Annotated in this window: 12 protein-coding genes and 2 pseudogenes; 4 read left to right on the top strand and 10 right to left on the bottom strand. The window is 71.7% G+C overall.

The features are described from left to right. Positions 1-66: 66 nt before the first annotated feature. The 8 genes and pseudogenes from ACZBH1_RS08355 to ACZBH1_RS08320 form a co-directional block, all read right to left on the bottom strand. Positions 67-1,368, bottom strand: a pseudogene (locus ACZBH1_RS08355) (HNH endonuclease signature motif containing protein). A 276-nt stretch (positions 1,369-1,644) separates the two neighbouring features. Further along, the gene (locus ACZBH1_RS08350) at positions 1,645-2,388 is read right to left on the bottom strand and encodes a sulfite exporter TauE/SafE family protein (RefSeq protein WP_463646115.1); all 744 of its coding nucleotides are present in this window, start codon (positions 2,386-2,388) and stop codon (positions 1,645-1,647) included. A 1-nt stretch (position 2,389) separates the two neighbouring features. Further along, positions 2,390-3,373: a 2-phospho-L-lactate transferase gene (gene cofD / locus ACZBH1_RS08345; protein ID WP_378878634.1), complete on the bottom strand. Its 984-nt coding sequence runs from the start codon at positions 3,371-3,373 to the stop codon at positions 2,390-2,392. A 5-nt stretch (positions 3,374-3,378) separates the two neighbouring features. Beyond that, complete coding sequence (locus ACZBH1_RS08340) at positions 3,379-4,221, bottom strand: uroporphyrinogen-III synthase (RefSeq protein WP_336394367.1); 843 nt, start codon at positions 4,219-4,221, stop codon at positions 3,379-3,381. A 202-nt stretch (positions 4,222-4,423) separates the two neighbouring features. Continuing rightward, positions 4,424-4,702 carry a hypothetical protein gene (locus tag ACZBH1_RS08335; protein ID WP_463646114.1) on the bottom strand — a complete coding sequence of 93 codons (279 nt, stop codon included), beginning with the start codon at positions 4,700-4,702 and terminating at the stop codon, positions 4,424-4,426. Next, positions 4,692-5,093: a phage holin family protein gene (locus ACZBH1_RS08330; protein ID WP_463646113.1), complete on the bottom strand. Its 402-nt coding sequence runs from the start codon at positions 5,091-5,093 to the stop codon at positions 4,692-4,694. The genes ACZBH1_RS08335 and ACZBH1_RS08330 overlap by 11 nt, the downstream gene beginning before the upstream one ends. Positions 5,094-5,097: 4 nt before the next feature. Beyond that, on the bottom strand, positions 5,098-5,487 hold the full coding sequence (locus ACZBH1_RS08325; protein ID WP_336394364.1) for a hypothetical protein: 390 nt from the start codon (positions 5,485-5,487) through the stop codon (positions 5,098-5,100). A gap of 98 nt (positions 5,488-5,585) precedes the next feature. Beyond that, positions 5,586-7,157, bottom strand: coding sequence for a protoporphyrinogen/coproporphyrinogen oxidase (locus ACZBH1_RS08320; protein WP_463646112.1), 1,572 nt, complete (start codon positions 7,155-7,157; stop codon positions 5,586-5,588). 78 nt (positions 7,158-7,235) lie between these two features. Between ACZBH1_RS08320 and ACZBH1_RS08315 the strand changes: the two genes are divergently transcribed. The 4 genes and pseudogenes from ACZBH1_RS08315 (at position 7,236) to ACZBH1_RS08300 (ending at position 10,380) form a co-directional block, all read left to right on the top strand. Next, positions 7,236-7,817: an HhH-GPD-type base excision DNA repair protein gene (locus ACZBH1_RS08315; protein ID WP_463646111.1), complete on the top strand. Its 582-nt coding sequence runs from the start codon at positions 7,236-7,238 to the stop codon at positions 7,815-7,817. Further along, a complete protein-coding gene (locus tag ACZBH1_RS08310; RefSeq protein WP_336394361.1) occupies positions 7,817-8,239 on the top strand; it encodes a DUF1801 domain-containing protein in 423 nt (140 codons plus the stop codon). The genes ACZBH1_RS08315 and ACZBH1_RS08310 overlap by 1 nt, the downstream gene beginning before the upstream one ends. A 108-nt stretch (positions 8,240-8,347) precedes the next feature. Continuing rightward, entirely contained in the window at positions 8,348-8,815 is a 468-nt protein-coding gene (locus ACZBH1_RS08305) for a hypothetical protein (RefSeq protein WP_336394360.1), read from the top strand. A gap of 63 nt (positions 8,816-8,878) precedes the next feature. After that, positions 8,879-10,380 (top strand): annotated as a pseudogene (locus tag ACZBH1_RS08300) (flotillin family protein). A gap of 68 nt (positions 10,381-10,448) precedes the next feature. On the opposite strand, the gene ACZBH1_RS08295 reads toward ACZBH1_RS08300, so the two are convergent. Both ACZBH1_RS08295 and ACZBH1_RS08290 read right to left on the bottom strand, forming a co-directional pair. Continuing rightward, positions 10,449-11,834, bottom strand: a complete 1,386-nt coding sequence (locus tag ACZBH1_RS08295; protein ID WP_336394358.1) for a glycine--tRNA ligase — start codon at positions 11,832-11,834, stop codon at positions 10,449-10,451. Between the two features lie 110 nt (positions 11,835-11,944). Next, complete coding sequence (locus ACZBH1_RS08290) at positions 11,945-13,780, bottom strand: glycoside hydrolase family 15 protein (protein ID WP_336394357.1); 1,836 nt, start codon at positions 13,778-13,780, stop codon at positions 11,945-11,947. Positions 13,781-13,794: the final 14 nt, after the last annotated feature.

Here is a 13,794-nt window from a genome sequence, read left to right as displayed (position 1 = left end):
CACGACTCCTCCCGCACCGGGGGGTTGGCCCGCTCTCAGGAGGGCGCGGGTTTCGCGGGGCAGCACTCACTCCCGGGCGACGAACCGCAGACCCGGCGGCGGGCGATCGATGTAGCGTCGGCCCAGTGGACTCGTCCACGCGAGCACGCCGCCGGAGTGCTGCTCGACCTGCCACAAAGTGTGATGCTTCAGCGTGTGATGTCGGCGGCACAGGTGGGCGAGATTCGTGTGTTCGGTCGGACCGCCGTGCTGGTGATCGATGGTGTGGTCGATGTCGGAGCGCCACACGGGCATGCGGCAGCCGGGGAACCGACAGTGCTCGTCGCGTGCCCGGAGGTGACGCCGCTGGGCCTCGGTCGGAAACCTGCGATCGACCGCAAGGACATCGCCCGAGACCGGATCGGTGAGCACGCGATCCCAGAGGGTCGCCGCACCCAGCAGCCGCCGCGCGGACTCGGGGTCGATCGGCGCGCGCCCGGTGAGCACGGGCGCGGGGCCGTCATCGCCGACGAGCGTCTGGAAGGGCACCGTGAGCTGCACGATCGCCTGCAGTGCATCGATGCCTTCACCCCCGGACCGGTCGACCCCCGCGATCGTCGGATGACCTGTGAGCACGAGGTCGCACATCGCGTCGGCCCGCAGCTGATCCATCGTTCGGTCGTCGGGGTCGGGAGCATCGAGACCGATCGTGCCGGCGTGGCGATCAGGCGCGTCCTCGCCCTCGCCGAACGCGCCGACCGCGCCGACCGCGCCGCCCGCGCCGACCGCGGCATCTTTCACCGATCGCGCGATTCGCGTCAGGCGATCGTGGATGCCGTGCGCCAGCACCGACGGGAGCAGCGCCCACAACTCGGTCATCCCGTCGTCCACGTCGTGAAGCGTCACTCTCCGCCCGACACGGGCCTCGGCGTGGCGCTAGGCGATCGTCGACGGCGCGTAGTCTTCGGCGATCGACGTCGCGACCACGCGCAGGCGGCCGGTCGTGAGCCCGGCGGCGCGGTCGAGCACGGCGGCCTCGTAGGACGCTCGGCCCTCAGGTGACGCGACCCGCACGCCCGCGTCGACCACGACCCGGGCGTGCGGCAGCGAGAGTCGCCCGGCTTCGAGCGCCGACATGGTCTGCGGGAAGCGGTCGCGCATCACAAGCGCGTCGTCCATGCGCTGCTCGATCGTGCGGTCGGCCATGCCGACGGCGCACGCGAGCTCGGCGGCGACGTTGCGCACCGACAACGGGGCGTCGTCGCGCATCGTGCCGTCTTCGAGGGCGAGGTCCATGGCCTCGGCCAGCAGCCGCACCTGCGCACCCTGCCACCGCGCGATCTGCTCGGTGGCCCTCTCCCACTTGTAGAGCAGCTCCTCGCGGCGCATCGCCACGACGTCCCACTCGTGCCTCGACTCGCTGCGCGGCCCGGTCTCCAGGGGCCCGTCGTACGGCTCGTCCCACCCCTCGGCGGCCAACTCACGCTCGCGCCAGAGCATCGCTTCGACCTCTTCGTCGAGAATCGGCGGCGGTGCGTTCATGCGTCTATTGTCGCGCCGGCCTCCGACATCATCTTCGAGTCCACAGGATCATCCACATGTGGATGATCGAAGATCGGAACGACCAGGAACGCCCCCATCCCAGTCCGAACCGCGCCCGAGAACCTACGACACGAGCAGGTACGTCGCCCCCACGATCGTGAACGCGATCACCAGTCGCTCGAACACCGTCTGATCGAGCCGATCCGCGATCCAGCGGCCGGCCAGGGCCGCGACGATCACGAACGGCACGAGCACCAGGTCGATGAGCAGCCCCGGGACCGTGATGATGCCGATGCCGATCGAGAACGGCACCTTGAAGAGGTTCACGATCGCGAAGAACCAGGCGGCGGTGCCGAGGAAGGCCTTCACCTCGAACCGGGCGGCGAGGAAGTACATCGACATCACCGGACCGGCGGCATTGGCCACCATCGTGGTGAACCCGCCGAGCGAGCCGTAGGTCGCGGCTGCGACGCGGTGCGGCCCGTCCGTGTCGACCTGCGAGACGAACCGCCGGCGCAGCAGCGTGATCACGATGACGGTGAGGAGGATCACGCCGATCGTCCGCTTGACCCACAGGTCGTCGGCGAACCACAGGAAGACGACGCCGGCCAGCACGCCGACCACCACGGCCGGCGCGAGCCGCAGCAGGGTGCGCCAGTCGGCGTGGCGCCGGTACATCGTCACCGCGAAGATGTCGGCGACGATCAGCAGCAGGAGCAGCACGCCGGTCGACTGCCGCGCCGGCAGGACGGCGGCGAAGATGGCGACCGCGATGGTCCCCGCTCCCGGCACGGCGGTCTTCGAGAGCCCGACGATCACCGCCGCGACGCCGAGGAGCACCCACGCCGACCAGGCGAGTTCCGGCACGTCAGACCCCGGCCGCCGCGAGGGCGGCCTCGGCGAGCGCGGCGCGGCGCGCGGCATCCGTCATCCACAGCGGACGGACGAGGGATCGGATGCCGTGCCCTGTCACCTCGTCGGACGCGGACGCGTCCTCCTCGGCGATCAGCCAAGCGTCGAGGATCCCGCCGGTGCCGCGGGCACCGTAGAGGGAGGCGACGGCGGCCGCCGAGGTGTCGACGCCGATCGCGGTGAGGCACACGTCGGCCATGCCGCGCACGACCTTCCCGCCGATGATCGGCGAGACGCCGACCACCTGGGCGGGCGCAGCGCGCAGCGCGTCGCGGACGCCGGGCACGGCGAGGATGGGGCCGATCGACACGACCGGGTTCGAGGGCGCGACGAGCACGGCATCGGCGGCCGCGATGGCGGCGGTCACGCCGGGCGCGGCTGCTGCGGCCTCGATGCCCGGATTCTCGAACCGGGCGGGAGCGAGGGTGGCGCGGTGGCGCGTCCACCACTCCTGGAAGTGCAGGCGCGTGCCGTCGCTCAGCACGACGACGGTGTCCACCTCGTCGTCGGTCATCGGCAGCAGTCGTGCTCCGAGGTCCCACCGCCGCGACATGCGCTCGAGCACGCCCGTGGGCGTCGCGCCCTCCCGCAGCCACCCGGTGCGTGCGAGATGGGTGCCGAGATCGAGGTCGCCGAGGGTGAACCACGGCCATCCGGCTCCCCACTCCTGGAGCTCGTGGTTGACGCGCTCGCTGTCGCCCTGGCGGCCCCACCCCCGCTCGGCGTCGTTCACCCCCGCCAGGGCGTAGGTGATCGAGTCGACGTCGGGCTGGAGCCGCACACCCGAGAGCCACAGATCGTCGCCCGTGTTGACCACGACGGTCAGCGCCGAGGCGGTGTCGTCGACCCCCCGCTCGCGCAGCGCGTCGCGCACGCCGAGCACGAACGTGGAGCCGCCGACGCCGCCCGCGAGCACGACGACGCGCGGTGAGTCCGTCACCGGGCTCAGCTCCGGTCGGCGCGCAGCTGCGGCAGCACACCCGTCTTCGGGGCGAACTCGTCGGCGGCGTGGGGCAGGTCGAACTTGCCGACCGCGTCGATGAGGGCGTCGACCGTCTGCGCGTCGGCGACGACGTCGACGTCGAGCCCGGCGCGGCGGGCGTCGCGGGCGGTGCGCGGGCCGATCGCGGCTATCAGGGTCGTGCGCGGGATCACGGGGAACTGGTCGTGCACCTGCTCGGCGACCGAGCCGCTGGTGACGAGGATGGCGTTGATGCGACCGGAGCGGACGTCCTCGGCGATGCGCTCGGTGACGGGGACCCCGACCGTGCGGTACGCCACGACGCTGCGGACGCGGTGGCCGGCCTCGGTGAGCATGCGCGTGAGCACGGGCTTGGCGATCTCGCTGCGGAGGGTGAGGATGTCGCGGGCCTGCGGCTCGAGCGCGATGAGCTGCTCGGCCATGCCGGCGGCGGAGTTGTCGCGCTCGGGGACGAGGTCGACGCGATACCCGACGGCGAGCAGCGCCGCCGCGGTCGTCTCGCCGACCGCCGCGACCTTGGTCGTCGGCGGCACGACGGCACGGTAGGCGTACAGCACGTCGACGGTCGTGGCACTGGTCACGGTGAGCCAGTCGAAGGCGCCGGCGGCGAGGTCGGCGATCGCCTGCTCGAGGGTGGCCTGGTCGTTGGTCGGGGCGAAGTTGATCAGCGGCGCGATGACCGGGGTCGCGCCCTGACGTCGCAGGGTGGCCGCGACGCCGTCGCCCCAGGGGCCACCACGGGGCACGAGGACGCGCCAGCCGGTGAGCGGCTTGGCGGACTGGTGCTGTGCTGCGGCGGTGTTCATAAGGGGGTCGACTCTCGATGGTGCTCAGTCGGCCGCCCACGACGTTCGAGCAGCCGATTGCGCGATTGGAATCGGGTTCGCGCGATCGGCAGCATACGCACCATTGCACTGCCTTGCCTCACGAGCATACCCCTCCTTGCGGGAGGCGGGGACCGCCGTCGGGGGACGGTGGCGGCGAGGGCGGCGGGCGGAGCGGTCCGGGTCAGCGGGTGTAGAGGCGGACGAAACCCCACACCGCGGCGCCGACTGCGGCGGCGGTCACGATCACCGCGACGGCGGCCAGCGCGGGATTGCGGCGCTGGAAGGTGCGGGCCCGGTCGATCCCGACATCGAGCGCGCGCCCGGCGCGCCGGGGCAGGTTCGCCTTCTCCTCGATGGCGGCGAGGGCGGCCTTCAGCTCGGTGCGCGCCTGCACCACGGGGTCGGCGATGCCGAGGGGGACGGCGGTGCGCGGGACCGGCACGACGGCGTCAGAGCTCATCGCGGACCTCCTTGACGTCGAGGGCGATCGATTCCACCGGGTTCTGGCGTTCGCCGATCTTGCGGAAGCGCAGGATGCCCAGCAGCGCCAGCACCGCGGTGAAGATCAGCATGCCGAAGAAGACGACGAGCGCCGAGAGCCACACCGGCCACCAGGACGACAGCCCGGCGATCACGAAGGTGCCGAGCACGGGGACGGACCAGAACAGCACGAACAGCGCCGCGAACACCCACAGGGCGCCCCAGCCCCCGTCCTTCGCCGTCCGGGCGAGCCAGACCTTGGCGGCGTCGATCTCGGCGATGACGAGGTTGCGGACCAGCTCCGGGATCTCCCCGACGAGGGTGAGCAGGCTGTCGTCCGCGCGGTCGCGGAAGCCACGCGGTGTGGTCATCACGTCAGGCCCCGCCGCGTCCGTTCTCGGAGGGGTCCCCGACCGCGTCGTCCACGGCGTCCTTCACGGCCTCCGCGGAGGTCTGCGCCGCCCGGCCGACGTCGTCGGAGGAGTCCTTCCCGACCTTGATCGCGGCGTCCAGGCGCTCGCCGGGAGTGCCCTTCGAACCGGCAGCCTTGGTGACCTTGACGGCCGAGTCCCAGATGGTCGAGGGCAGCGCCATCGTCTGGGACTTCGCGAAGTCCTTGACCTTGACGACCTGCTCCTGCACCTGGTCCATGTTCCAGACCTTGAGCCACTGCTCCTTGATCTGCTCGTAGCGCTCGCGACCGGCCCTGCTCCCGAGCACGTACCCGATGGCGATCCCGACGACGAGTCCTGCTTTGCCCTTCATGAGGTCTCCTCACGCTCGGTGTGACCTGACGATGCTCCCAGGGTAGCCCTGTATGCCGATCAGGGCATCCACCCTTGACACCGCTCGCCGCGCGGTGTTCACTTCTTCGGCCCGGCTCCCCACAGCACGCGACGACGGAGCTCGTCGGCCTGGTTCTGCGCGTCGGCGACGACCCGCGCAAGCCCGCTCCCGGCGAGCCATGCGCCCACCACCGCCAGATCCGGAACCCTCCCGGCGTCGGCGCGGACGCCGGCGGCGCGCTCGCGCTGCCCCATCGCCGAGGCGGGCGGCGCCAGCCGGTACACCCCCCGGTGGAAGCCCGCGACGCGGTCGGCGTCGAGCGGGACGCCGAGCAGGGCGGACGCCTCGCCCGCAGCGAGCGCGGCGGCGTCGGCATCCGTCATCCCGGCCGTCGCCGGTGCGGCACCGGGCCCGCCGAACGCCACGCGCACGACGTGCCGGCCCGGGCCCGCCGCGCGGGCCAGCCACTCCCACCGCGCGGTCTCGTGCACGAGACCGCTGGCCCGGCCGGTGCCGGGGACGGCGTGGACGTGCGCGCCGCGCGGCGCCGCGTCGAGCTCGGGCGCGTCGAGCACGAGCGTCACGACCTCGCGGACGATGCCGGCGGGCGGTGTCTGCGCGAAGGCGGCGTCGCCGAGCACCGGCCCGAGGAGTGCGCGCGCGGCCGCCTCATCGGCGGCGACGACGACCGCGTCGGCGGTGAGCTCGGCAGGCCGGACGGGCTCGCCCTCCGGCGCCGCGGTGTCACCCTCCGGCGCCGCGGGCTCCTCGAGCGTGACGCTCCATACGCCGTCGTGCCGCGCCAGCCCGGTCGCACGGGCTCCGGTGTGCACCACGGCGCCGCGCTCGGCCAGGCGCGCGGCGAGCGCGGCGACGAGCTGAGGCATCCCGCCGTCCAGTCCTTCGATCGAGCCACCCCGGGACGCGTCGATGCGGAGCTCGGCGACCGCGCCGCTCAGCGACCCCGTGCGGGTGAGCGCCGAGCCGAGCCCGGGCGCGGCGACCACGACGTCGACGTCGTCGGGCGCGACGCCGAAACGGTCGAGGGTGAGAGGCGCGACGAGGCGGTCGCGCACCTTCTCGCCCATGCGTCCGCCGACGAGCCGGCCGAGGCTGCGCTGCTTCCCGATGGTCAGCGGCGGCCGCAGGCGGTCCAGGTACGCGCGCCAGGTGCCGCTCCAGCCGATGATGCGGCGCACGCTCTCGTCCCACGGGTTGGCGGGGATGCCGAGCACCTGCTCGGCCGGAAGCGGTGCGGCCGCACCCTTGGGCAGTCCCGCGATCCACTCGCTGTCATCGCGCGGCCGTACGATCGCCGCGTCAGGCAGCACCTCGTCGATCAGGGCGCGCACCGCGCCGCCCCGGGTGGACCAGCACGTGACGCCCGTGTCGAGGTCGAGTCCGGCGATGCGCGTCGCCCCGATCGTGCCGCCGAGTCGATCGGATGCCTCGACCACCGTCACATCCATGCCGACCTTCGCGCACTCCCACGCGGCGACGAGTCCGGCGATGCCGCCGCCGACCACGACGACGCGCGTGTCGCGGGCGTGGGCGACGAGGTCCGGGAGCGGCTCGGCGGCCGGGCCCACGCGCCCGGAGGCTCCGGGCGACGCAGCGGCGGCGTCTGGAGTGGGCGTGGGGTCGGTCACGGCATCCATCCTCCCATCCGGGTGGTCCTCCCCTCCGGCACTGTGCCGCCGCGGCGGGGCTGGTGGGAGACTGGGGCCATGACGCTCCACATCACGGGCGACGACGCCGCCGACCGCCTGCTGACCGACGACCCGCTCGCGCTCCTCATCGGCATGCTGCTGGACCAGCAGGTCGCGATGGAGACCGCGTTCGCCGGCCCGCTGAAGATCTCCGAACGCGCGGGCACGCTCGATGCCTCGGCACTCGCGAGCTTCGACCCCCAGGCGTTCGCCGAGCTGTTCGCGGCGACGCCCGCGGTGCACCGCTTCCCCGGGTCCATGGCCGCGCGCGTGCAGGCGCTGTGCGCCGCGGTGGAGCAGGAGTGGGACGGCGACGCCTCTGCGATCTGGCGACAGGGCGAGCCGGACGGCGCCACCGTCCTGAAGCGCCTCAAGAAGCTGCCGGGCTTCGGGGAGCAGAAGGCCAAGATCTTCCTCGCGCTGCTCGGCAAGCAGTACGGGTACACCGGCGACGGCTGGCGCGAGGCATCCGCCCCCTACGGCGAGGAGGGGTCCTACCGCAGCGTCGCCGACATCGTCTCGCCGGAATCGCTGACCAAGGTGCGCGAGCACAAGCGCGCGATGAAGTCCGCGGCGAAGAGCGGCGGCGGAGGGGTCTGATGAAGAAGACCGGAGGGGACGTCGACGAGTTCATCGCCGCCGTCACGCCCGCCAAGCGGCAGCGGGACGCGGCGGCCATGGTGCAGCTGATGCGCGACGTCACGGGCCGCGAGCCCGAGCTGTGGGGCACGATCATCGGCTTCGGCTCGTGCCACTACCGGTACCCGACCGGCACGGAGGGCGACGCACCGATCGCCGGGTTCGCGCCGCGCAGGCAGGCGACGACCGTCTATCTGCTCCGCACTGACGCGCACGCGGAGCGCCTCGCGCAGCTCGGGCCGCACGACACCGGCGTCGGCTGCCTGTACATCAAGGATCTGGACACCGTAGACACCGCGGTCCTGCGCGACATCGTGGCGGAGGACTACCGCAGGGTGATGGAGGGCGACACCGGACCGGCGACGCTCACCGTCACGGACTGAGGGGGCCGGGCACCCGGTTCTCCCCAGGCGGGCGGTTCCCGCCAGCGGTGAGACACCCAGTCCCACTAGGGTGGGGGGACCTCGCCCCTGGCCCTTCGTGGAGATCCCGTGCTGCCGTTCCTGATCGTCGGAGGCGTCGGCCTCGCCGTCCTGCTGATCTCGCTCATCGTCGGCGACATCTTCGACCACTTCGACATCGGCGACGGCGCCATCTCGGGCACCGCCCTCGGCATCGCCGCGGTCGTGTTCGGGGCGTCCGGCGCATTGACCTACACCAGCGGCCTCGACACCGTGTGGGCGTACGTGCTCGCGGCGGTGCTCGCCGTGCTGGCCTACCTCATCGCGGTGCTCTTCGTGAAGCGGCTGACGCAGAGCTCCGACGGGGCACCCGCCTCCGCGGTCGGGCTGTCGGGCGTGACCCGCTCCACGGTGTCGCCCGCCGGCGGCGAGGTGAGCCTCGACGGTCCGCAGGAGGTCGAGCGCCGGCTCGCGTACGCCGACGAGACCATCGTCGAGGGCGTGCGGATCCGCGTCGTCGAGCACTCCGGCACCCGCGTCAAGGTCGTCGCGGAGTAACCCTCGTCCCGGCCGCGTGCGGGTGGGGGACCCGGCGCGGCACCCACACAGGAAAGGTCGTCCATGACCAACGAACTCATCCAGGTCATCGCGGTCGTCGCCCTCATCGTGGCGGTGCTCGGTCTGATCACCTTCATCGCGCGCCGCATCCGGCGCGTCCCGCCCAACGAGGCGCTCGTGATCGTCGGCCGCGGTGCGGGCAAGCCCGACCCCAGCGAGATCGGCAGCGGCCAGCGCGTCGTGATCGGCGGCCGCACCTTCGTCTGGCCGATCCTCCAGCAGGGCTTCTCGATCTCGCTCGAGCAGCGCCAGATCGGCATCACGGTCGAGGGCGTCGACAAGAACCGCATCAAGATCGCCATCAAGGCCTCGATCAACTTCAAGGTGTCGGGCACCGAAGAGGGCGTGCGCCGGGCGGCGCAGCGCTTCCTCTCGCAGCAGGACCTGCTCACCGAGATCATCAAGGAATCGCTCGAGGGATCGCTCCGCTCCATCGTGGGCGACATGACGATCGAGCAGATCATCTCCGACCGCAAGAGCCTGTCCGACCGCGTCGTCGCCGAGACCAAGGCCGACCTCGTCGAGCAGGGGCTCCAGGTGGACCTCCTCAACATCAGCGACATCTCGACGCCGGGCAGCGACTACCTCGCGAACCTCGGTCGCGCCGAGGCGGCCCGCGCACGCCAGGTCGCCGAGATCAGCGAGGCCGAGGCGTCCCGCGCCAGCGAGTTCGCGCGCATCGAGGCGGCGGAGCAGATCGCCGAGCGCCAGAAGGCGCTCGCCCTCAAGCAGGCGACGATCAAGGCCGAGACCGACCGCGCCAACGCCGAGGCGCAGGCGGCCGGTCAGCTGGCGACCGCCGAGCAGGACAAGCTCGTCGCCGTGCAGGAGCGAGAGGCGCTGACCGAGCAGGCGCTGGTGACGCAGGAGCGCCTCGACATCGAGATCCGCAAGCCCGCCGAGGCGCAGGCGTACGCCGAGGTGCAGCGCGCGACCGCGCAGCGCGATGCGGCGAACGCCGCGACCGAGGCCGACGCGTACAAGCGCACGAAGATCGCCGAGGCCAACAAGGTCGCCGCCGTGCAGGACGCCGAGGCCGCCGCCACCGCGGTCCGCGTGTCGGGCGAGGCCGAGCGCGACAAGCAGGTCGCCCTCGCGGCCGGCATCAAGGCCGAGGGTGACGCGCGGGCGTCCGCGATCCAGGCCGAGGGTCCGCCGAGGCCGCCTCGACCGACGCGAAGGCCCTCGCCCTGCAGAAGTACGGCGAGGCAGCGCTCGCGCAGGAGATCATCTCGCGCCTGCCCGAGATCGTGCGCGCCGCCGCCGAGCCCATCGCCTCGATCGACAAGCTCACGGTGGTCTCGACCGACGGCGCCTCCGAGATGACCAAGACGGTGGGCAAGGTGCTCGGCGAGGGCACCGAGGTCGTCAAGGGCCTCACCGGCCTCGACCTCCACGCGCTCCTGCAGGGCTACGCGCTGAAGGCCGCCGGCGCCGACGGCCTCGCCGTGTCGGGCGCGGCCATGGCGGCGTCGGACGGCGCGAAGAGCGCGGCGAACGGCTAGATCCCTGGAACGGCGGATGCCTCGACCCGGCCGGGTCGAGGCATCCGATCTCGCGTGAGAGCGAGGGGTCAGGCGCCCTTGAGACGCTCCGCGAGGTAGGCGTGCAGACCCTCGAGCGGGACGCGCTCCTGCCCCATCGTGTCGCGGTCGCGGACCGTGACGGCGCGGTCGTCGAGCGAGTCGAAGTCGACGGTCACGCAGAACGGGGTGCCGATCTCGTCCTGACGGCGGTAGCGGCGGCCGATGGCGCCGGCGTCGTCGAAGTCGATGTTCCACTGGCCGCGCAGGGTCTCGGCGACCTCGCGCGCGATGGGCGAGAGCTGCTCGTTGCGCGACAGCGGCAGCACCGCGGCCTTCACCGGCGCCAGGCGCGGGTCCAGCTTGAGGACGGTGCGGGTGTCGGTGCCGCCCTTCGCGTTCGGCGCCTCCTCCTCGTGGTACGCGTCGACGAGGAACGCCATCATGCTGCGGGTGAGGCCGAACGAGGGCTCGATGACGTAGGGGATGTACTTCTCGCCCGACGCCTGGTCGAAGTAGGTCAGGCTCTGACCCGAGGCCTCGGTGTGGCTGCCGAGGTCGTAGTCGGTGCGGTTGGCGATGCCCATGAGCTCGCCCCACTCCTTGCCCGGGAACCCGAATCGGTACTCGACGTCGATCGTCCCGTCGGAGTAGTGCGCGCGCTCCTCCTCGGGCACGTCGAACCGGCGCATGTTGGCCGGGTCGATCCCGAGGTCGACGAACCAGTCCCAGCACTCGTCGACCCAGTGGTCGAACCACTCCTGCGCCTCCGCCGGCGGCACGAAGTACTCGATCTCCATCTGCTCGAACTCGCGGGTGCGGAAGATGAAGTTGCCGGGGGTGATCTCGTTGCGGAACGCCTTGCCCACCTGGCCGATGCCGAACGGCGGCTTCTTGCGGCTGGCGGTGAGCACGTTCGAGAAGTTCACGAAGATGCCCTGCGCGGTCTCGGGGCGGAGGAAGTGCAGCCCCGACTCATCGTCGACGACGCCGAGATAGGTCTTCACCAGGCCCGAGAACGCCTTCGGCTCGGTGTACTGCCCCTTCGTGCCGCAATTCGGGCACGGCACGTCGGCGAGGCCGTTCTCGGCCTTGCGACCCTTACGCGCCTCGAAGTCCTCGACGAGGTTGTCGGCGCGGAAGCGCTTGTGGCACTGCAGACACTCCACCAGCGGGTCGGTGAAGGTGGCGACGTGACCGGATGCCTCCCACACGCGCTTGGGCAGGATGATCGACGAGTCCAGGCCCACCATGTCGCCGCGGCCGCGGACGAACGTCTGCCACCACTGGCGGCGGATGTTCTCCTTCAGCTCGGTGCCGAGGGGGCCGTAGTCCCATGCCGACCGGGATCCGCCGTAGATCTCACCTGCCTGGAACACGAACCCGCGATGACGGGCGAGGCTGATGACTTTGTCGAGGCGAGACTGCTCGGCCACGGTGGCTCCAATGGTCGGGAGAGGGGATGCACGAGGGTGCTGATGATCTCGATACGCTCGCAGAGCGAGCACTCGATCCGGCGGCCGCGTGAAACGGCCATCCGTCGATTCTAGTGATCGAGCAGCCGGTCCAGGTTCACGGCCGCGTTGATGAGCGACAGGTGGCTGAACGCCTGCGGGAAGTTGCCCAGCTGCTCGCCGGTCAGCCCGATCTCCTCGGCGTAGAGCCCCAGGTGGTTGGCGTACGTGAGCATCTTCTCGAAGGTGAGGCGGGCCTCCTCGGTGCGTCCGGTGCGCGCGAGCGCGTCGACGTACCAGAACGAGCAGAGCGTGAAGGTGCCCTCCGAGCCGCGCAGCCCGTCGGGCGACGCGGCCGGGTTGTAGCGGTAGACGAGGCTGTCCGACACGAGTTCCGTCTCCATGGCCGCGAGCGTCGAGAGCCACCTCGGGTCGCGCGGCGATATGACACCCATGACCGGCATGATGAGATTCGCGGAATCCAGCACATCGCTGCCCTCGGCCTGCACGAAAGCGCCGCGATCGGCGTCCCACGACGTGGCCATGAGCGCCCGGTAGATCTCATCCCGCCCGCCGCGCCATCGCACGATGTCGGCGGGCCGGCCGCCGGATTCGGCGAGACGGATGCCGCGGTCCAGCGCCACCCAGCACATGAAGCGGCCGAACGTGAACTTCTTGCGTCCGCCGCGGGTCTCCCAGACCCCCTCCTCGGGCCTGTCCCAGTTGTCGCACACCCAGTCGAGCATGCGGCTCACCTCGGACCATTCCCCGTCACTGAGCTGGAAGCCGTGCTCGGCGGCGAGCCGGATCGAGTCCATCGCCTCGCCGTAGATGTCCAGCTGCAGCTGATCGGCGGCGCCGTTGCCGATGCGCACCGGTGACGAGTCGCGGTAGCCGCGCCACCCGGGCAGCGTCGTCTCGGCCAGATCGGACGATCCGTCGACGCGATACATGATCTTGAGCGGGCCGGACTCGTCGCCCGCGCTCTCCTGCACCCGGTCGGTGAGCCACTGCACGAAGGCCTCCGCCTCGTCGCGGTAGCCGAGCCCCAGCAGGGCCTGCACCGAGAAGGACGCGTCGCGGATCCAGGTGTATCGGTAGTCCCAGTTGCGCTCGCCGCCGACCTGCTCGGGCAGTCCCGCCGTCGGCGCGGCGACCAGGGCGCCGCTAGGCGCGTAGGTGAGGAGCTTCAGCGTGATGGCCGATCGGTGGACCGTCTCGCGCCAGCGTCCGCGATACGTCGAGCGCCCCACCCAGTCGCGCCAGAAGCGCTGCGTCTCGGTGTACATCCGCTCGAGCTCGTCGATCGAGACGCGACGGGGCGCCGCCCCGCCCGTCTCGAGGAGCACGCCCGTGCGATCGCCGGCGTGGAGCGTCCCGTGGACGCGCAGCCCGCCGTCGATCAGCTCGATCGTGCCGGCCTGCTGATCGCCGCGGCGGATGATCTCGCCGACGCGGTGCACGGTGAGCGCCTGATCGCCGCCGCGGAACAGCACCCCGTCGCCGACCGCCGGCTCGACGCCGGTGTGGGCGACGGTCCCGTACGCGAACGCGGGCCGGATCTCGCCGACGAACGTCATCGACCCCCGGACGACGCGGATGAGGCGGGCGATGCGGTGCCGGTCGGTCGGCTCGTCGCCCGCGATGGGCATGAAGTCCAGGACCTCGCCGACGCCCTCCTCGGTCATGAACCGCGTGAGCAGGATGGCCGTGTCGGGCAGGTACAGCTGCCGCGTCACGTAGTCGTCGGTCTCGGGGCGCACGCGGCAGAAGCCGCCTCGCTGCGCGTCCAGGAGCGACCCGAACACGCTCGGCGAGTCGAACCGCGGCGCGCAGAACCAGTCGATCGACCCCTCGGTGTCGACGAGCGCGGCGGTCTGCAGGTCGCCGATCAGCCCATGGTCCGAGATGTCGGGATACTCGCTCATCGGTCCGCTCCCCT

The sequence above is a fragment of the Microbacterium sp. ZXT2-5 genome, assembly GCF_055329545.1.
This window is presented reverse-complemented; position numbering and strand designations above follow the sequence as displayed.